This is a genomic window from Cupriavidus sp. GW821-FHT02F09 (genome assembly GCF_059421605.1).
In genome coordinates this window covers 154,937-175,254 of record NZ_JBWKVH010000002.1, presented here as the reverse complement: position 1 = coordinate 175,254, position 20,318 = coordinate 154,937, and the positions used below count along the sequence as shown (strand labels likewise).

Here is a 20,318-nt window from a genome sequence, read left to right as displayed (position 1 = left end):
GTCAGTGAGTCGACCAGGCAGGTCTTTATGAACTGGCGGCTGTGCGGGACCTGGATGTCCCGCCAGCCGCGCGCCGGCTGCGCCGCCCGGCGCCGCCCGCAAGCCAGGCACTGCGCCTGGCCGGAGGAGTTCTCATGAAAGTATTGCTGCGTGCCGTGCTGTTCCTGGACGCGTTGCTGAATCTGCTGCTCGGCATCGTCATGCTGCTGTCGCCTTTCACGACCCTTTATAGCGCGCTGCAACTGCCGCAGCCGCAGCCCGCGATGTACGGGCAGTTGCTCGGCGTGGCCCTGGTCGGCCTGGCCTTGCTGCTGTGGCAGGCAACCGTCAACGGGCAGCTTACGGTGGCGGTGGCGCGAACAGTCGGGCAGGTCAATCTCACCAGCGCGGTGCTGATCGTGGCGTGGATGCTTATGTTCGAGCTGCCGGTGCAGGGCGCCGGCAAGATCTGGCTGCCGGTGCTGGCCGCGGTCCTGGCCTTCTTCGCCGCGGTGCAGATCCCGGCCGCCAAGCGCGTACGCGTGCGCGAACGCGAGCAGCGTGAACAACGCGAGCTGCAAAAAGAGACGCAAAACAAGGATGCCGGCACCGCCCCCGTGGCACGCCGGCCGCAATCACCCGAATACCGGCGCGAGCCGGGTGTCACGCCGCCGCCCGGCTATGGTCCGGGCACCGAAGTGATGACCGAGCCCGCACCGGACGAAACGCCATCCGCCCATCATGCACGACAAAGTCCTCATCCTTGATTTCGGCTCGCAAGTTACGCAGCTGATCGCCCGCCGCGTGCGCGAAGCGCACGTCTACTGCGAAATCCACCCGAACGACGTCACGGACGAATTCGTGCGCGAGTTCGCGCCCAAGGGCATCATCCTGTCCGGCAGCCACGCCAGCACCTACGAAGACCACCAGCTGCGCGCGCCGCAGGCCGTGTGGGACCTCGGCGTGCCGGTGCTGGGCATCTGCTACGGCATGCAGACCATGGCCGTGCAACTGGGCGGCAAGGTGGAGTGGAGCGACCATCGCGAGTTTGGCTACGCCGAGATGCGTGCGCATGGCCACACCGCGCTGCTCAAGGACCTGGAAGATTTCTCCACGCCCGAAGGCCACGGCATGCTCAAGGTCTGGATGAGCCACGGCGACAAGGTCGCCGAGCTGCCGCCGGGCTTCAAGCTGATGGCCTCCACGCCGAGCTGCCCGATCGCCGCCATGGCCGACGAAGCGCGCGGCTACTACGCCGTGCAGTTCCACCCGGAAGTCACGCATACCGCCAAGGGCCGCGACATCCTGGAGCGCTTCGTGCTGAAGATCGCGGGCGCCAAGCCTGACTGGGTCATGCATGACCACATCACCGAAGCCGTCGCCAAGATCCGCGAACAGGTCGGCGACGAAGAAGTGATCCTCGGCCTGTCCGGCGGCGTCGATTCCTCGGTGGCCGCAGCCCTGATCCACCGCGCCATCGGCGACCAGCTCACCTGCGTGTTCGTCGACCACGGCCTGCTGCGCCTGAACGAAGGCAAGATGGTGATGGACATGTTCGCCGGCCGCCTGCACGCCAAGGTCATCGCCATCGACGCGTCCGAGCAGTTCCTCGGCCACCTGGCTGGCGTGACCGATCCCGAGCAAAAGCGCAAGATCATCGGCCGCGAGTTCGTCGAAGTGTTCCAGGCCGAGGCCAAGAAGCTGACCAACGCGAAGTGGCTGGCCCAAGGCACGATCTACCCCGACGTGGTGGAGTCCGGTGGCACCAAGACCAAGAAGGCCACCACCATCAAGAGCCACCACAATGTGGGCGGCCTGCCGGAGACGCTCGGCCTGAAGCTGCTCGAGCCGCTGCGCGACCTGTTCAAGGACGAAGTCCGCGAACTCGGCGTGGCGCTCGGCCTGCCGCCGGAGATGGTCTACCGCCACCCGTTCCCCGGCCCGGGCCTGGGCGTGCGTATCCTGGGCGAAGTCAAGCGTGACTACGCCGAGCTGCTGCGCCGCGCCGACGCGATCTTCATCGAAGAGCTGCGTGGCACGGTTGCTACCGAGCAGGATGCCGCTGCGGGCATGTGCGAGCCTTCGCAAGTGGGCAAGAGCTGGTACGACCTGACCAGCCAGGCCTTTGCGGTGTTCTTGCCGGTCAAGTCGGTTGGCGTGATGGGCGACGGCCGAACCTATGACTACGTGGTCGCGCTGCGCGCGGTGCAGACCACCGATTTCATGACGGCGCATTGGGCGCATTTGCCGTACGCGCTGCTGGGCCGCTGCTCGAACCGCATCATCAATGAGGTTCGGGGGTTGAATCGCGTGGTGTATGACGTGTCGGGCAAGCCGCCGGCAACGATCGAGTGGGAGTGAAATCGGGTCCTTCGGGGACTATCGCCAGCTATCGAAAAATCGTCGTAACGTATTGATTTAAAAAGAAATGGGTTGCGACGGCTATCGGTCACCATCGCCGGCCAGCGGAACTGGTTGGCGGTAGAAGTGGCAGTAGAACCAGGAGGCCGGATTAAGGCCCTCCCGCTTACTATCCAGACCAAATCGGTCTTTGACGGTAAAAGTCTCTTCGGGAAAGCTGGCTTTATGCGGTTTTCCCGGCATCAGCAGGTCTCCTGGCCCCTGACGGTAAAAGCCGTCATGAACAGGAGGAAAAACCTCGATGCTTACCGACACCGCACTGCGCAATCTCAAGCCTAAATCCAAGACATACAAGGCTTCCGACCGCGATGGCATGTATGTGACGGTATCGCCCACCGGTACCGTCACCTTCCGCTAGGTTTACCGTCTCAATGGCCGGCGCGAGACGCTGACCATTGGCCGCCACGGGCCGTCCGGCATCTCGCTGGCGATGGTTCGAGAAGAGCTGCTCGACGCCAAGAAGGCCGTCGCCCAAGGCAAGTCCCCAGCCCACGAGAAGCAGCGCGAAAAGCGCCGACTGACCGCCGCCAAGACCTTTGGCGACGTGACCGACAAGTGGCTGGTGGATGCCCGGATTGCCGACAGCACCGAGGCGATGTGCAAGAGCATCGTCGATCGGGACATTCTGCCGGCCTTCCAGAACCGGATGCTCAATGAAATCACCGCTGATGACCTGCGCGCCCTGTGCGGTAAGGTGAAGGTGCGCGGTGCGCCCGCCACCGCGGTGCATGTCCGCGACATCGTGAAACAGGTCTATGCCGTCGCCAGCCTGCATGGTGAGAGGGCGATCAACCTGATCGAACACGATCTGCCACGGTTGACGGCCGAGCCAATCAGCGCGGAGGCCTTGCGGGAGAGCCGTGAGCGATTGCTGGCACGCGGGGCAGGGTGGCTGGACAAGCCTTCGTGCGCATTTCTTCGGTCAGTAGAAGACGAGAAGCCAGACTTCGGCATTCTCGGGCTTTCTCATGCGAGTCAGTTGCCGGGTGTTCGGCGGAAGTTGCATAACCTGGCCCAGCGTGCCGCGGCCAAGCGCGAGGCAGATCGCCGCGAGCTTGAGCAGACACTGGAGCGAATCGCAGGCCGGGCCGGGTGAACCGCCGGTGCTATTGCTAACCTAACCGGGATTCTTGGCCCGGCCGTTCGGCATAGTTTTTTTTGCGTCCAGCAGGGCGCACTTCCTTTCTGTGTAGATGGAAGCCGCACGGAAAAATAGGCGTTCGTCATGAAATATTCACAAAATTCGACGACATTGCTGGCGAAGCATCCACCCCGCTATTTCCAAAAACTCCGGCGACTCATGCGTTTGAAATGACAGGCAACTCGGCATCGGTCAGCGTGCTTGCGCTGACAGGATTCTTGAGTGGCTTGGGGCTCCTGATTGCGACTGGGATGGTGCGTGCGCAGTCGACGGGTACGTCGGGCGGGCCATCACGGTCGGACATGCCTCTGCATGGACAGGCCACCGCTGCCACATTGCCGTTGGCGGATGCGCCGGCCATCAGCCTCGCGGCGGGGAGAAATGAAAGGTTTTTCGATTTCGACATACCCGCGCTACCCTTGGATTCCGCACTTGACCGCTATGCGGCGCAGTCCAGACGGCCGGTGCTTTTTCGAAGCGAACTCGTGACCGGGCGCATGTCGTCAGCTGTGCAGGGGCGCTTCTTGCCCGAAGTCGCGCTGAACCAGCTACTCAAGGGCACCGGCCTCGTCGCAGAACGAGACGATGCAGGGGGAGGCGGCAGTGCCTTTGTCTTGATGCAAGCCGATGAGCACGCTGCACCGGCACCCTATGCCGGGATCGACAATCTGGTCAGTGATCGACGGTATCCTGGCCAGGTTCAATCCCGCATCTGGCAGGCGCTCTGTAGCACCCCACGGACCGCCCCCGGGACTTACCGCGCGCTGATGCGCTTTCAATTGAGCGCCGATGGCCGCATCCAAGGGGTGCGCTTGCTGGGTTCGACGGGGGAGCCCCAACGTGACGTGGCGCTGATGGAGACCTTGAGAACGATTCAGGTCCCTCCGCCGCCGCTGGATATGGTGCAACAACCGTTAATTATGTTGATAGTCCCCGGGGATCAGAATGGCACGCTTCGCTGCGGCAGGGGGGCATCCTAGCTATGTCCGACGACGTGCAGCCGGCCTTGTTGGACCATTTGGCCAATCGCTACGCCAAACTTAAGCGCAGTCTCGTGCGGGTGCTGGGCAGCGATGATCTGGCCGGCGATGCTTTGCACGATACCTATCTGAGGTTGCAGCGCCAGGAGAGCCGCGGGCCGATCCTGAGCCCGAGTGCCTATCTGCTGCGCATGGCGGTCAATATCGCCGTCGATATCCAGCGCAGGCAGAGCCGCAACTTGTCGACAGACGACGTTGACGCTCTCATGGCGCTGTCCGATCCCGCACCCGGTCCGGCGCAGGTGGTTGAAGACCGTGCCGAGCTTGAGGCCTTGAGCAGAATCATGGCGCGCTTGCCAGAGCGCCGGCGGCAAATTTTGCTGCTGGTCCGCTGGGAAGGATTGCCGCAAAAGGAAGTGGCCGAGCGACTGGGGGTTTCGATACGCACGGTCGAGAATGAATTGAAGCGCGCGCACGATTTCTGTGCCCAAATGTCGAGCAGACAAAAATAGTTGAGGGATTTGAGCATTGTCATTCGTCTTTACTCGTGAAACGCAATCCGCGCCGAAGCTGCGCGCCGCTCGCCGACTCTATCCAGCGCGTGTCGTCATGGTGGCTTGATTCGATATCGTGAAGAAACCCATCGACCTACATGCCGTCTCCAACGACGTGCTCCAGGAGGAAGCGCGGGCCTGGGTGCGCTTGCTCACCTCGCGCGAAGTCAATGCATGGGATGCGCAAGGATTTCAACGCTGGCTGCAGAGCAGCCCGGCCAATAAGGAAGCGTTCAACGAAGCCAGGCGGCTCTGGACTGCGATGAAGCCGGCGGCAGGGGAATTGCTGCGTGCCAATCCGGGGATCGCCGCCGCACACAGCCATGCACGACGCCCCATGCAGTCGGGCCGTCGTGCATTCATGGGCGCGGCGGTGAGTGCTGCGGCCGTAGCGGCCGTTGCCGCGGTGTACCCACCCCTCGGGGCCTGGCCAGCAATCACGGAGTGGGGGGCGGACTACCGTACCGCCGCCGGCGAGCGGCAGGAAATCGGGCGTGCCGGCAGTGTTCTGGTTACGCTCAACACGCGGACCAGCGTTCGACGACAGATGGACCATGGCGAAATGGTCGGCCTGGAACTTATCAATGGACAGGCCGCCGTCGACCTGTCCCGGGACGGCCAGCGCTTCGTCGTGACGGCGGGAGCCGGCCGAAGCGTAGCCGAATCGGGACGCCTCGACGTAAAGTCTCTCAACGGCAAGGTCTGTGTCACCTGTCTTGAGGGCGCCGCACGCGTGGAGCATCCCTCGGGGATTCGCGCACTCCTGGCTCGGCAGCAAGCAATCTACGACGATCGTATCGTCAGCCCCGTCGCCGGCGCTGATCCGCAGGAAGTGTCGGCTTGGCGCACCGGAGAAATGGTATTCCGCAATACGCCGCTTGCCGAGGTGGTCGAAGAAATCAACCGCTATCGCCCCGGCCGTGTCGTGCTGGTGAACGCCGCTGTTCGCGCCCATCTGGTGAGCGGTCGATTCCTGGTTACGTCTCTCGACGCGGTGTTATGGCAAATCGAGCGTACCTACAAGCTTGAAGCCACGTCCTTGCCAGGAGGACTGCTGGTCCTGAGTTGATCTTTCCGGCACGAGGGCTGGCCTTCGCACTGCGCAAAGTGCATCGGGTGTGGAATGCCCACCGCCTCACGAGGTTCGCCGCTGTAGCCCGGCGAGAAAGTGCAAAGTCAAAAAATAGTTGAGGGATCTGGCGGTAGCCATTCGTCTTGTCTCAGCGAGTTCCTGTTGCCGCTTACTGCGAAGCGGAACCAAACAAAACTCGAAGGACGTGGCAGCCCGGCACCGGGCGGGCTGCCGTAGCGGAATCGACTCAACTATTGGGCAGGACTTCAGATGAGCACACGCGGGCGCAAGTGCGCAATAGCGAAATCACGACACCTGGCACCGGCGGCATGGCCATTGCGCACGGCGCCGCTGACCCGGGCCGTTGCCATGCTGCTTGCCACTGGCGGGGTTTGGGGCACGGCGCAGGCGCAGCAGGCGTTCAGCAGTGCATGGTTTGCGTCCAAGGGCGCGGCGCAGAGCGCGGCGCAGCAGACCGGGCGCCTGCCCAACGGCATGCCGGTGTCGGCGCTGGCCAGCCCCTCGGCGCAGCAGCAACAGGCCAACGCCGAGCTGCAGCGCTCGCTGGCCAACCTGGGCACGGCCGCACAGGGCATCGCGGCGATGCAGGCGGCGCAGGCCAGCGCGCGCGCGGCCGCCGCGGCGGCGAACGCCACGGTGCCGGACGGGCTGGCCGAGGGCGGCCTGAAGATCGACACCAACAGCCTTACGCAGGGCTGGGTCAACGCCAACGCGCCGGCGCAGACGGTGGCCGACGGCAAGACGACGGTGGCCATCCAGCAGACCGCGGACCGCGCGGTGCTGAACTGGGAGACCTTCAACGTCGGGCGCAACACCACGGTGGATTTCAAGCAGCAGGCGGACTGGGCGGTGCTGAACCGCGTCAACGACCCGCAGGCACGGCCGAGCCAGATCCAGGGGCAGATCCGGGGTGATGGCACGGTGATGATCGTCAACCGCAATGGCGTCATCTTCAGCGGCACCAGCCAGGTCGACACGCGCAACCTGGTGGCGGCCGCCGCGCGCATCAGCGACAGCCAGTTCACGAGCAACGGCATCTACGGGCTCAATGGCACGACGCCAAGCTTCACCGATGCCCTGGGCAAGGTGGAGGTGCAGGCCGGCGCGCGGATTGCTACGCGCACGCCGGCCACGGTGACGCAGGGCGGGGGCTATGTGCTGCTGCTGGGCGCGGAGGTCGGCAATGCGGGCACGATCGCCACGCCGCGCGGGCAGGCGGCGCTGGCCGCGGGCGACAGCTTTGTGATCCGGCGGGGGGTGGGCACCGACGGCAACACCGCGTCGACCACGCGCGGCAACGAGATCTCGCCGCGGTTCGCGGCCGGCGCTAGTAGTGCAGGCAGGGCGGGCAAGGTGGCCAACAGCGGGCTGATCCTGGCCACGGAGGGCGACGTGACGCTGGCCGGGCGCGACGTGCAGCAGCTCGGGGTGGCGGTGGCGACCACTACGGTCAACACGCGCGGCACGGTGCACCTGCTGAACTCGGCGGCGGACACGCAGGGGCGGGTGACGCTGGGGCCGGGCGCGGTGACGGCGGTGCTGATCGACGATGACGGCAAGACCACGGCGCTGGACAGCCAGCGTGACGCGCTGATCCAGGACTCGGCGGCGCAGGACCTGCTGCGCGGGGGGGCGGCATCGGGGCTGTTCGACAACCTGTCGAGGCTGTCGGACCGGCGCGACCAGTCGCGGGTGGAGATCGTCAGCGGGGGCGACGTGCTGTTCCAGGGCGATTCACTGACGCTGGCCACGGGCGGGCAGATCGCGGTGAGCGCGACGGGGCGTAGCTTCGTGGCCAACCGGGCGCAGCTGGATGTGTCGGGGGCGGTGGGCGTGGCGCTGGCGATGGACACGAACAACGTGAGGGTCAATGTGCAGGGCAACGAACAGCGCGATGCGCCGGGCAACCGCGACAGCGGGAACCTGCTCAATGCGAACGTGTGGATCGACCGGCGCCGGCTGGTGTACGTGCCGGCGGGCGTGGGCGGCTACGCGACCGAGCGCTGGTACACGGGGGGCGGGCTGCTGGAGGTGGGCGGCTACCTGGGCAACCAGGGACACCGGATCGGCGAGTGGGCGGCGCAGGGCGGCACGGTGACGCTGGGCGGCAAGGAGGTGGTGACGCAGGCGGGCTCGTCGATCAACCTGTCGGGCGGCAGCCTGGACGTGCAGACGGGATACCTGAGGCAGACGTGGTTCAAGGGGGCGGACGGGACGCTGAGCAACGCCAATAACGCGCAGGCGGGGGTGTTGTACACGGGGGTCTACACCGGCTTCGACGACGAGCACCCGCGCTGGGGCAAGACGGCGACGCAGTCGTATGCGAGCCCGCTGATCGCGCCGCAGCAGGTGCTGCAGAACGGCTACACGGTGGGCCGCGACGCGGGTCGCCTGCAGGTGAGCGCACCGACGGCGGTACTCGAAGGCGAGGTGGTAGCCCGGGTCTTCAACGGGGCGCAGCAGACGCAGGCGCGCGCGGCCGGTCTCGCCGACGGCTACAAGCAGGGGCAGTACGCCGTGGCACAGGCGGGCGGGCTGGCACTGGGGCAGTACACGGGGCCGGGGCGCACGGGGGTGTTCACCAGCGAGGTGAAGATCGGCACGGAGGTGGGCGTGACGCCGGGCATGGGGGCGGCGGACGCGCTCGACCCGCAGCGGCAGAACACGGTGTGGCTGGACGCAGGCATGTTGAACGGTTTCCAGCTCGGCGCGCTGGACCTGGCCAGCGGCGGGCGCATCGTGGTGAGCCAGCCGCTGGTGCTCGCCGATGGCGGCCAGCTGAGCCTGGTGGCGCCCAATGTCGACGTCAATGCCAATATCACGGCGCACGGCGGCACGGTGAACGTGTCGAACCTGTTCCTGCAGGCCGGAGCGAAGACCCCGATCACGCTGACGGCGGCCGACGGTTCCTCCGCACTTGCCTTGGCGCCGGGGGCGACGATCGATGCGCGCGGGGTGTGGGTCAACGCGCGCACCGATCCGGATACGCTCACGGGCCTCGCCTATCTTAACGGTGGCAACGTCACCTTCGATTCGTCGGGCGACCTCATGCTGGGCGATGGCAGCCTGATCGACGTGTCGTCCGGTGGCGCGATCCTCGCCAGCGGCAAGACCATGGGCGGCAAGGGCGGCAACGTCACCCTGATCGCCGGCGACTCGATCAACCAAAGCAGCGACGGGACGCTGGCGATCAAGGGCGAAATCCGCGCCTACGGTGTCAACGGCGGCGGCACGCTGACCGTCTCATCGCCGGACAGTGTCCTGATCGGCGAGAACGCGATGCTCAGCGGTGGCGTGCTGGCAAGCGGCACGCCGGCTTCGACGCCGCTGAGGCTGAGCCAGCCGCTGACGATCCGGGCGGGGCAACCGTTGCCTTTCACGCAGACGCAGACGTTTGCCAAGCTGACGCTGGATGTCCCTGCTCCCACCGTCATCTCCCTGGTGAACTGGCCCAGTGCGCCGACCGCCGCGGACTGGGTCGTCCCGGACGGTGTGGACCTGTCCTCCAAAGGGATCGATGGCCTGCTGGTCTACTACAGTCCCGGTGACGTGGTGCCGGCCGGGACGCGCATCGTTGGTGGCCCCGACCATATCCCGGCCGGCACCGTTATCCCCTCGAGCGTCTTCCCGAATGGCATTGCCATCAACCCTTACCATCTCGTCTATGCTGCGGGCTCGGTCCAGAGCCGGGACATGACCTACCAGGCCGGTACCGTGATCCCGGTCGGCGTGGCCTTGGGCCAGACCGTGTCGGTCGTGCCGCTGCCCTCGCTCGATGGCGCCTTCTTCCGCGCCGGCTTCTCCAACTACGATATCAACGGCGGCCGCGGCGTGCTGATGACGGATGGGGCGGCCATCGCGCCGGCCATGCCCGTGTACCGGTTCACGTCCGACAGCCTCAATGTACGCGCGGGCAGCAATCCCTCTTCGGCGATGTCCTCGTGGCTCCCGCCGCTATTCGCCGAACACCCGCAAAGCGCAACGCTGAGCCAGCGCGGGGGTGCCAGCCTGGCGCTGCGCTCGCTGGCCAAGTCCGCGAGCGGGGACCCCTCGGGCGGCGCCATCGTGATCGGCAGCAATGCCAGCATCGCCGTCGATGCGGGGCAGAGCATCCGGCTCGATGCCTTCGGCCAGGTGACGGTCGATGGCAGTCTGACCGCGCGCGGCGGCAGCATCAGCCTGACCAATGAAACGGACGGCAGCACGGATCTGGCGCGCAACTTCGATGCGGCCGGGGCGAACCGCGGCGTGTCGGTCTGGGTCGGTCCGCACGGCAGGCTCGATGTCTCGGGCCAGGCCTACACGGCGGTGGATGCCCTGGGCCGCAGCTATGGCGCGGTCACGGATGGCGGCACCATCAAGCTGGGCGGCGGCACGGCCTTTGTGGTGATCCGTCCTGGCGCCGAGCTGAACGCGGATGGCCGCGCCGTGACCGTCGATGCCTCGACCGTTCCGGGCCAATCCAGCGCCGGCACGATCACGCTGGCGGGCAATGGGGGCGGCATCGCGCTGTCCTCGATGAGCGGCCTGGACCTGGGCGGCAACTTGCATGCCGCAGCGGGCGGAAAGGGGGTCGCGGGCGGGGAGCTGTCCGTTGCGCTGATCACGCCCGCCTTCCCCGATCTGCTGGCGCAGATCCCGTTCAGCGTGCTGGTGCCCAGCGTGATGACGGTAACGCAAGCGCGTGTGGCTGCGGCAGCTTTGTCCGAGCCGGGCGCCCCGGTGGCCACGCTGCCGTTCGGGCAGGCGACGGTGAGCGCCGACATGGTCAAGCAGGGCGGCTTCAGCGCCCTGTCCCTGTCCTCCGGCGACTACATCGTCTTTTCCGGCGACGTCGCCCTATCCTTGGACAGGAGTCTCAAGCTCAATGCCGGAGCGTTCACCTCCGGACCGCGGGTTCCGGGCACCGACCCGGCGCTGACGCCAGGCAGTGGCGCCGTCCGCCTGGCGGCGCCGTATGTCATGCTCAGTGGCACGCCGGTCGTCGTCCGCGACGGCAGCCGGAGCGGCACCATCTACAACCCGGGGGCCGCTCCTTCGCCGACCACGGCGACCCTGGCGGTGGACGCGAACCAGATCGATGTCCAGGGCCTGGTCGTCTTCTCGGCCCGCAACAGCTACTACGATCCCGCGCAGAATACTTATCTCAACTCTCCGGCCCCCGGTTTCCGTTCGGCGAAGCTGGTCAGCCAGGGCGATATCCGTTTCCTGCCCACCACGGTCCAGCAGGGCACGACGCTGGCATCGGCATGGGACCTGGACCTGGAAGCGGCTCAGGTCTATCCGGCCACCAATGCGGTCGCCAGCGTCATCGCCGGCCAGAGCAATAACGGCTATGCCGCCACGCTGAGGATCGGCCGCACCACGGCCACGGTGCCGGACGCTCCGCTGTCGGTCTTCGGTCATCTCAGCCTGGTTGCCCCCATCATCGAACAAGGCGGGATCGTCCGTGCTCCGTTCGGGCGTATCGATATCGGAGGGAATCCGTACTCGATCCTCGCGCAGACGGTCGATCTGCTGCCCGGCAGTGTGACGTCGGTATCGATGGCCGGATTGACGATTCCCTACGGCGGGACGATCGACGGCGTCACATACAACTACAACGGCAACGCGGTCCTGGGCTCGAGTCTGACCGGGTATAACATGAACGGCATCCAGTCCGGCGTACAGCTTCAAAGCCAGAACGTGAATGTCCGGGACGGCGCGCTCATCGACCTGTCCGGCGGCGGCACGCTGACCGGCGCAGGCTTCGTCTCCGGGCGGGGCGGCTCGGTCAACATCCTCGGCACGCCGCTGATCAATGCCAACCCGGCCAACCGGTTCAGCAAGGCGGGCGACAAGGTCTACGCCATCCTGCCGGGCTATGCCTCCGGCTACGCGCCGGTGGCGCCCGAGAACGGCGCGGGCGACCCGGACATCGGCCAGCAGATCACGCTGGCGGCCGGCGTGCCCGGCCTGCCCGCGGGCACCTATACGCTGCTGCCCTCCAACTACGCGCTGCTGCCCGGCGCCTACCGCGTTGAACTCGGCGCGAGGGGCGCCAAGGTGGCGGGCGGCGCGACGGCCATCGGCGGCGGCAGCTATCTCACCTCCGGCGTCACGGGGATCGCCAACACCGGCATCCGCAGCCAGCTGCCCACCACCGTGCTGGTGACCCCGGGCACGGCCGTGCGCTCGTATTCCCACTACAGCGAACAGGGCTACAGCGACTTCCTGACGGCGCAAGCCGCGCTCTCCGGCAGCCTGCGCCCGCTGTTGCCCATCGATGGCAAGGTCCTGGACGTGCAGTTCAATGCGGCCAGCGACATGCCGATGCCGTCGCCCACGCCGGCGCCGTCCGCGCTGAACTTCGGCGGGACGGTGCTGTTTGCCCCCTCGCAAGGCGGCGTCAGCGGCCAGGTGGCCCTGCGCAATGTCGGCGAGGTGTTCAACGAGGCACCGACCGCCGGGTTCTCCGGCATTTCGGTGAGCGCCGGCAGCATCAACGCCATCGGCGCGCCGCGCCTGACCGTTAACGCCTTCCTGGCGCCGGCCAACGGCTCGCTGCAGTTCTTCGGCAACAATGGCGCAGATCTCTTCATCCGCGACGGCGTGACCCTCAAGGCGGGCGAGATGTTCCTGGTGGGCGGGAACATCGCGGTCGGCAGCGGGGTCACGCTGTCGACGGTCGGCCGGGGTGCAGTGCCGTTCGACTCCGATTCGACGGGACTGCGCTACCTGGCAGACCCGGTGACCGTGCTCGCCCTGTCGAACGGAAACGTGAACCTGGTCGGCTCCGCCAACAGCAACGGCTCGATCGCGGTCGGCGCCGGATCGTCGCTGTACGCCGAAGGCACCCTGGCCTTTGCCACCAACGGGCAGTCGAGCCTCGATCCGAGCGCCCATTTCGGCGCGCGCAACATCACGCTGGCTGTGGGCACGCTCAATGTGGGCGCCGGCAGCGCCGTCGCGGCGGCGGGCGCGGGCGCAGGCCTGCTGATCGACCAGGCGCTGTTCAACACGCTGCTGCACGGCGACCCGGACCATGGCGCGCCCGCGCTGCAGCGCTTCACCCTGAGCGCGGCCAACGCCATCAACACCTTCGGTACCACGGGGCTGGATGCCACAGGTTCCGGTGTCGACCTGCAGTTGGCGACGCCCGCTATCTACGGCTATGGCAACGCCGGCGACCGCGCGACCTTCGCCGCGGACAGGATCGCCTGGAGCGTGGTGCCAGGCACCTCGCCGGCGGCCTTGGGCGCGGGCGGCCCGGGCACCGGCACGGGCACGCTGGACCTGGTGGCCAGGGAGATCGACCTCGGCCAGTTCTTGTCGCTGGACAATAGCAAGGCCAGCCGCACGGTCTATGGCTTCGGCAACGTCAACCTGACGGCCAGCGAGAAGATCGTGTCGGCCGGAAACGGCTCGCTCTTTGTCTATCAGGCGCCCAGCGCGGATCCGGCGGCCGTGTTCGGCCGGAGCGGCACGGGTGGCAACCTGACACTGGCAACGCCGCTGCTGACCGGCATGCAGAAGTCGATCATGGCCTATACGGCGGGTGGGGCGCTGAACGTGGTGGCGCCGCAAGGCCAGGCGCCGAGCCAGGCTAGCTCGACCATCGCAGGCGCGCAGATCGACCTGGGCGGCGACAGCGTCGCCATCGGCAGCACCATCCTGCTGCCGAGTGGCAAGCTGGTGGTGAACGCCACCCACGACATCGCGCTGGACGCGGGCAGCCGCATTGACCTGAGCGGCCAGCCGTCGACCATCCAGCGGGCTACGGTTTATGGCTTCGGCGGCACGGCCAGCTTCCACAGCGCGCAGGGCGGCGTGGTGCAGGCTGGCGGCTCGCTGATCGACGTCTCGGCGATCCATGCGAACGCCGGCGAGATCACGATCGATGCCGGCAACGGGCAGGTCGCGCTGAACGGTACGCTGAACGGTGGCGCGACCGACGGCCAGGCCAGCGGCGACTTCAGTGCCCGGGCAGGAGCGTTCGCCGACTTTGCCGGGCTCAACGCTGCGCTGACCCGGGGCGGCTTCTTCGATGCCCGCAGCTTCACCGCCAGGCAGGGGGACCTGGTGGTCGGCGACGGTGTGAAGGCGCACCAGGTGTCGATCGCAACGGACGGCGGGCAGCTGACCGTGAGCGGCACCATCGACGCATCGGGCGCGGCGCCGGGCACGATCCGGCTGTCGGCCGCCCACGGGCTGACGCTGGCATCGAGCGCCGTGCTCGATGCGCACGGCACCGTGCTGCAGGTCGACAGCTACGGCCAGCCGATCGAGGCGAAGAACCGCGGGCATGTCGAACTCACCGCCGCCGGAGGTACCCTGACGCTGCAGCCGGGCGCCACCATCGACCTGTCCACTCCGGATGGCGTGGCCCATGGCGATATCGTGCTGAATGCGCGGCGCGCCGGCGAGACCTCGGGCGACATTGCCATCAGCGCGGGCGGTCCGCTCGCCATCAAGGGCGCGAACAGCCTCGCGCTCAATGCCTTCTGGACCTACAACCTGCCGGGCGGCAGTACCATTTCGCAGGCAACGCTCGACGGCTACGACGCGGCCAGCACGGACTTCATCCACACCGCGCTCGGCAATGCCGCACTCGCTTCACGCATGGCGGGCCTGTCGGCCCTTGGCGGCGCCTTCCACCTGCGGCCGGGCATCGAGATCGCTTCCAGCGGCGATCTTTCGACCTCGGGGGATATCGACCTGGCCGGGTATCGCTACGGACAGGGCGCGGATCGCGGCCCGGCATCGCCGACCTACGGCGCCGGTGAACCGATGGCCCTCGTGGTCCGCGCGGGCGGCAACCTGACCATCGGCGGCAGCATCTCGGACGGATTCCAGGCCGGCGCATCCATCGCGCCCACTTTTGCCGCCATCCTGCCGTCTTCCCTGTCCACGGATAAGGTCCACTTCGCCGCGCAGGGCGCCCTGCTGTGGCGCCTGGTCGCCGGTAACACCGTGGCGGTGACCGCGGCAGGGGGCTGGACCGTGCCCACGCTCGCCACCGGCGCGGGCCTGCCGATGTCTTTCCGGCCGCAAGCGCTCGACGGTACCACCTATGCTTCGGGAACCGTCATCCCGAATGGCACGCAACTCAAGCGCCTCTATATTGCGGTCGGCCTGGAGAGCAAGGTCACGGGCTTGTCGCTGCAGACGGATCCGGGCAGCCCCGCGGCTGCCGCGACCTCGGCGCGGGCGAACATGCTGGCGGCCGGTTCGCTGTCGGCGTCGCTGCGCCTGGTCGCTGGCGCGGATACCACAGCGGCTGACCAGCGCGCACTGCAGGCGACGCAAGCGCTCGGCGGCAGCGGCAACCTCACGCTCAACGACCCGGCCTACAACGCCGACCTGACGGGAACCTTCTTCAGCGTGCTGCGCACAGGCACCGGCAGCCTCGACCTGCTGGCCGGCGGCAGCTTCAGCGAGGCCACGCCTTACGGCGTCTATACCGCCGGTACGCAGTCGGCGCCGCTCAGGACGGCCGACGGCCGCAACCCCTACGATCTTGCAGCGACCGTCACCGGCGGCGTGTCCCAGGCGTGGTACCCCGAGCACGGCGGCGACCTGCTGCTGACGGCGCAACAGGACGTGACCGGCAACATCCAGCTCGCCGACGGCACGTTGCGCTTCGTCGACAGCAACCTGACCAGCAACTGGCTGTGGCGCCAGGGCGGCGGAGGGGTCAGCCCCGATCCTGCCGCATGGTGGATCAACTTCGGATCCATGGCGAAGACCAATGCCAACAGTTCCGCCTTGGGGCTGATCGGCTTCCAGGGCATCGGGACACTGGGTGGCGGCAACCTGACGGTGGTCGCGGGACGCCATGCCGGCGTGACGACGGACGGCGCCAGCTTCAGCTCGACCGGTCTCGATCTCGCCGTCGCCTCCACCGGCCGGGTCATGGCGGATGGCACCCTGGTGCAGACCGGCGGCGGTGACCTGACCGTCAAGGTGGGGGGCGTCCTCAATGGCCGCCAGGCCCAGGGTTCCAACGGCTATTCCACGGACTATTTCGGCTCGGTGACCGCGCTGAGGGGCGACATCGCCATCGATGCCGGGGCGGTGGGCGTGATCGCGCAGAATACGGGACCGTCGTACTGGACGTCGTACGATCCCCGCGTGCTGGATGTCTCGACGATCAAGCGCTCGATGCAGACGCCCGGTCCGACGGTCGTGCCGGGCGACGGCATCGTGATGGTGTCCACGCGCGGCGACCTGGTGCTGGGCGGCGCCGGCGATGCCGGGATGACGGCGCTCGCGGACAGCGCCGGGATGTACTACACGGTGCCTGGCGCGATCGTCAAGGGCGCCAATGCGCAGTTCACCTTGTGGCGGCCTTCGACGGCGATCCGCCTGCTTGCCGCGGGCGGCGATGTCGCGCCGTTGAACGGCGCCTTGTCGGGCAGCGGCAGTCAGAACGGCAATGGCTTCTTTCCCGGCAGCCTGTCCGTTGCCGCGGCCAACGGTGACATCCGGCTACGCGACACGGACTCCGCGGGTGCCCTGCCAGGTGTCATCGAGCTGATTCCGTCGCCCACCGGCCAGCTGGAGCTGCTGGCGGCAGGGTCGATCTATGGCTCGGGCTCTACCGTGTCGATGTCGGGCGCCGACATGGCCAGCCTGGCGACCCCCGCGCGACCGCTCTTTCAAACCACCTCGGGCCCGGGCGGCCCCAGCAATGCGGCCGCCGATGGCGCGGTGCGCGTGAACGCATCCAACCCGATCGCCTTCGGCGAAGACAACCCCACGAGCAACCTGCATGCCCAGGATCCGCGCCCGGCCCTGGTCTATGCGGGCATCGATATCGATGACCTGCAGATCGGACAAGCGCTGTCACGGAACTGGTCGCCCTCGAGCCAGTTCATGCCGACGCACCGCACGTGGTATGTCGCGGCCAAGCCGTTCGAAGTGCTCGCGGGCCGCGACATCGTGGGGACGGGCCCGACGCCGAGCGTGTTCCTCAACGTGGGGGCGAACGACATCACCGTGATGCAGGCGGGCCGCGACATCTTCTATCAGTCGGTCAATGTCGCCGGCCCCGGCCTGCTGCAGGCCCAGGCCGGACGCAACCTCAATCAGAGCTACTACGGCGCGCTGACGAGTGTGGGCGACATCGTCAACCCGTCGAACAAGTCGGGCGGGGCCGGCATCACGGTGCTGGCCGGTGCCGGCGCGAACGGCCCCGACTACGCGGGCTTCGCCAGGCTCTACTTCGACGCGGCGAACCAGCTGAACGCAGGCACGCCGCTGGCGGGCAGCGGCAAGGTGGCGCATGCCTACGACGCAGAGCTGCTGGCCTGGCTGCGGCAGCGTTTCGGCTACAAGGGCGCGGCGGCCGATGCGCTGGCGTACTTCCTGGCGCTGCCCGGCGAGCAGCAGGGCGTCTTCGCGCGGCAGGCCTACTTCCAGGAACTGCTGCTCGGCGGGCGCGAGTACAACGATCCGGCGAGTTCGCGCTATGGCAGCTACCTGCGCGGGCGCGAGGCGATCGCGGCGCTGTTCCCGGCCACGGATGCGCGCGGCAAGGCGATCGCCTACCAGGGCGACATCACCATGTTCAGCAGTATCACGGGTTCCACCACCGTCAACGGGCAGACGGTGCCAGTCATTACCGACGCCGGCGTGCATACCAACTTCGGCGGCGACATCCAGATGCTCAACCCGGGCGGCAAGACGCTGGTCGGCGTGGAGGGCGTGCCGGCGGGAGCCGGCGCCGGCCTGCTGACGCAGGGTGCGGGGGACATCGCGCTCTACGCGAAGGGCAGCATCCTGCTGGGCCTGTCGCGCATCATGACGACCTTTGGCGGCAGCATCCAGGGCTGGTCGTCGGAAGGCGACATCAACGCCGGCCGGGGCTCCAAGACCACGGTGGTGTACACCCCGCCCAAGCGGGTCTACGACGCGCTGGGCAATGTCACGGTGTCGCCGAACGTGCCGTCCTCGGGCGCCGGCATCGCCACGCTGAGCCCGATTCCTGAGGTGCCGCCCGGCGACGTGGACCTGGTGGCGCCGCTGGGCACCATCGATGCCGGTGAGGCGGGCATCCGGGTCTCGGGCAATGTCAACTTCGCGGCGCTGCAGGTGGTAAACGCGGCCAACGTGCAGGTTCAGGGGAAATCGACAGGGCTGCCGGTGGTCGCCACCGTGAATGTGGGGGCGATGACCAATGCCAGTTCAACGGCGTCGCAAGCTGCCGCCGCTGCGCAGGATGCGATGTCGCGGGATCGCGCGGCGCAGCGGCAAAACCTGCCTTCGATCTTCACGGTGCGCATGCTCGACGCTGGCACGGAGTCGTCGTCGCCCGCTGACGGCGAGAGCAAGAAGGTGCCTGCTGGCGGCCTCCAATCCAGCGTGCCATACGATCCGGCGAGTCCAGTGCAGTTCGTCGGCCTGGGCGGGCGGTTCAATCCTGCCCAGCTGGAGCGACTGACCGACGACGAGCGCCGCAATCTGAAACAGATCCGGTAGCAGCCAATCGAGCGGCATGCGCGTCTATCGTGGCATCGCCTTCTCCAACTCCTCTCAGCGTTCGGCATTGCGTCGTCGAGGCGGGAGCGTTCGCGCTGGAATCACCTGTGCGGTTGAGGACTTCGTAGTGGAACACGGAGATAGACGTCTCATGGATACGAGCATTGCGCATTGCGTCAAGGCGCTCGGGACAACTGGCGGCGCGGCCGGTGTGGCCTCCCATGCCGGTGAGTCCGGGGTCGTCCTGCGCGACTTCCTGGTATCGAACTATGACCAGCTCCGTCGACGTCTGACGCGCCATGTTGGTTGCCCCGATACGGCGCGCGACAGCCTGCAGGAGGCGTGGCTGCGCCTGGGGAGCGCGACACTTCCTGACGCGGTACGTAGCGCCGAGGCTTACGTGTATCGCGTCGCTTGCAACCTCGCGACGGATCAGTTGCGTGACCGTCGCATTTGGCCATCGCCGCTCGATGCAGACACCGTGTTCGAGCATCTTGCCGACCAAGGACCGGGGCCGGAAGCCGTCGTGGAAGCGCGCTCGGATCTGGCGGCGCTCGATCGCGCGCTGGAGAACGTTCCGGGCCGCCACCGGCGCGTGCTGGTGGGCTTGCGCCTGGAGGAACTGACCCGCGAGGAAGTGGCTGCACGCCATGGCATTTCGCTGCGCAGCGTGGATACGGTGCTGCGTCAGACCCTGGACTACTGTGCGACGCAGACCGGGCGGCGCGCCGTCGGGGGTGTCAACACGCCGCGGCGCGCGTTACTGCACGCGAGAAGGAGGGACTGCGGTGCCTATGCATCGGAAAAGGAGGCGCCAACCGGAGCGTACTCCGCGCTTGTGGATACCGCCCATTCCTTATGCCCGGTCGAATAAGTGTGAACGACATAGACGGACAAATGTTCCTTCGGCGATTGGCGTGCTATGTGCCGCACACGGCTTGATCGGAGCCGCTGCCGGGCACCTGCGCCGCTGCGCCCAGCCTGTTCGTCCCCAGGGCGCGGATCAGCACGTCACGATTGGTCAGGATGTGCTCGCGCATCAGTGCCTCGGCGCGGCCGACCTCGCGCAGCGCCAGCGCGTCCACGATGCGGTAGTGCTCCGCGAGCGCCTGCCGACTGTGGTCGCGCTGGTACAGCAGCATCAGGGCGTCATGGTCGTGGGGATGCGATTTGCTGTCGAAGATGATGGGCAACTGCCGCGCGCGGCGCACGGCGTCGGTCAGCCAGCTGTTGTCCGCCAACTCCAGCAGCGCGTAGTGAAAGTCGAGATTCATGTTCTGCCACTGCAGGGCCTGCTGGTCGTTCCACTCTTGCTCGTGCAGCACCCGCCGCTGAGCCGCCAGGAGGCCGCCCAGGCGCTCCTGTTCGGCATGCAGCAAGCCGCGCTCGCCGATCAGCCGGCAGCCCAAGCCCTCGAGCGTGGCCCGCACGGTGAAGGCGTCCTTGATGTCCTTGGGCTGGAAGCGGCGGACCAGGAAGCCGCGATTGGGCTGGTAGACCAGCAAGCCCTCGTCGGCGAGCCGGGCCAGCGCATCGCGCACCGGCGTGCGGGAGACGCCCAACTCCTGGGCCAGTGTGACCTCCATCAAGTGGGACCCGGGCGGAATCTCGCCGTCGAAGATGCGGTTGCGCAGGGTATCCGCGACTGATAGCGCGCGGGTCCGGGAAGTTTCGGGTGAAGACATCGT

The 20,318-nt window shown here is 67.2% G+C and carries 8 protein-coding genes and 1 pseudogene; 8 read left to right on the top strand and 1 reads right to left on the bottom strand.

All coding sequences use genetic code 11. The features are described from left to right. Positions 1 to 134 precede the first annotated feature (134 nt). The 8 genes and pseudogenes from AC07XB_RS03515 (at position 135) to AC07XB_RS03480 (ending at position 19,504) form a co-directional block, all read left to right on the top strand. Complete coding sequence (locus AC07XB_RS03515; RefSeq protein ID WP_492371714.1) at positions 135 to 746, top strand: hypothetical protein; 612 nt, start codon at positions 135 to 137, stop codon at positions 744 to 746. Further along, complete coding sequence (guaA, locus tag AC07XB_RS03510; RefSeq protein WP_043346901.1) at positions 721 to 2,340, top strand: glutamine-hydrolyzing GMP synthase; 1,620 nt, start codon at positions 721 to 723, stop codon at positions 2,338 to 2,340. Before AC07XB_RS03515 ends, guaA begins: the two co-directional genes overlap by 26 nt. Positions 2,341 to 2,641: 301 nt before the next feature. Then, positions 2,642 to 3,193 (top strand): annotated as a pseudogene (locus tag AC07XB_RS03505) (tyrosine-type recombinase/integrase); the annotation flags it as partial. A 518-nt stretch (positions 3,194 to 3,711) separates the two neighbouring features. Then, positions 3,712 to 4,521 (top strand): TonB C-terminal domain-containing protein, encoded by an 810-nt coding sequence (locus tag AC07XB_RS03500; protein ID WP_492826350.1) that lies wholly within the window; start codon positions 3,712 to 3,714, stop codon positions 4,519 to 4,521. 2 nt (positions 4,522 to 4,523) lie between these two features. Beyond that, positions 4,524 to 5,033, top strand: coding sequence for an RNA polymerase sigma factor (locus AC07XB_RS03495; protein WP_253927749.1), 510 nt, complete (start codon positions 4,524 to 4,526; stop codon positions 5,031 to 5,033). A gap of 118 nt (positions 5,034 to 5,151) precedes the next feature. Next, positions 5,152 to 6,144: a FecR family protein gene (locus tag AC07XB_RS03490; protein WP_492826348.1), complete on the top strand. Its 993-nt coding sequence runs from the start codon at positions 5,152 to 5,154 to the stop codon at positions 6,142 to 6,144. Positions 6,145 to 6,417: 273 nt separating this feature from the next. Further along, positions 6,418 to 18,630, top strand: a complete 12,213-nt coding sequence (locus AC07XB_RS03485; protein WP_492826346.1) for a filamentous hemagglutinin family protein — start codon at positions 6,418 to 6,420, stop codon at positions 18,628 to 18,630. 151 nt (positions 18,631 to 18,781) lie between these two features. Next, positions 18,782 to 19,504 (top strand): RNA polymerase sigma factor, encoded by a 723-nt coding sequence (locus AC07XB_RS03480; RefSeq protein WP_492826344.1) that lies wholly within the window; start codon positions 18,782 to 18,784, stop codon positions 19,502 to 19,504. A 46-nt stretch (positions 19,505 to 19,550) separates the two neighbouring features. On the opposite strand, the gene AC07XB_RS03475 is transcribed toward AC07XB_RS03480, so the two are convergent. Then, positions 19,551 to 20,315, bottom strand: coding sequence for a GntR family transcriptional regulator (locus tag AC07XB_RS03475; RefSeq protein ID WP_492372455.1), 765 nt, complete (start codon positions 20,313 to 20,315; stop codon positions 19,551 to 19,553). Positions 20,316 to 20,318 lie beyond the last annotated feature (3 nt).

Excerpts from the sequence above, each read along its gene's own strand:
- AC07XB_RS03515 (WP_492371714.1), top strand. The coding sequence starts at position 135 with ATGAAAGTATTGCTGCGTGCCGTGCTGTTCCTGGACGCGTTGCTGAAT.
- guaA (WP_043346901.1), top strand. The coding sequence starts at position 721 with ATGCACGACAAAGTCCTCATCCTTGATTTCGGCTCGCAAGTTACGCAG.
- AC07XB_RS03500 (WP_492826350.1), top strand. The coding sequence starts at position 3,712 with ATGACAGGCAACTCGGCATCGGTCAGCGTGCTTGCGCTGACAGGATTC.
- AC07XB_RS03495 (WP_253927749.1), top strand. The coding sequence starts at position 4,524 with ATGTCCGACGACGTGCAGCCGGCCTTGTTGGACCATTTGGCCAATCGC.
- AC07XB_RS03485 (WP_492826346.1), top strand. The coding sequence starts at position 6,418 with ATGAGCACACGCGGGCGCAAGTGCGCAATAGCGAAATCACGACACCTG.
- AC07XB_RS03480 (WP_492826344.1), top strand. The coding sequence starts at position 18,782 with ATGGATACGAGCATTGCGCATTGCGTCAAGGCGCTCGGGACAACTGGC.
- AC07XB_RS03475 (WP_492372455.1), bottom strand. The coding sequence starts at position 20,315 with ATGTCTTCACCCGAAACTTCCCGGACCCGCGCGCTATCAGTCGCGGAT.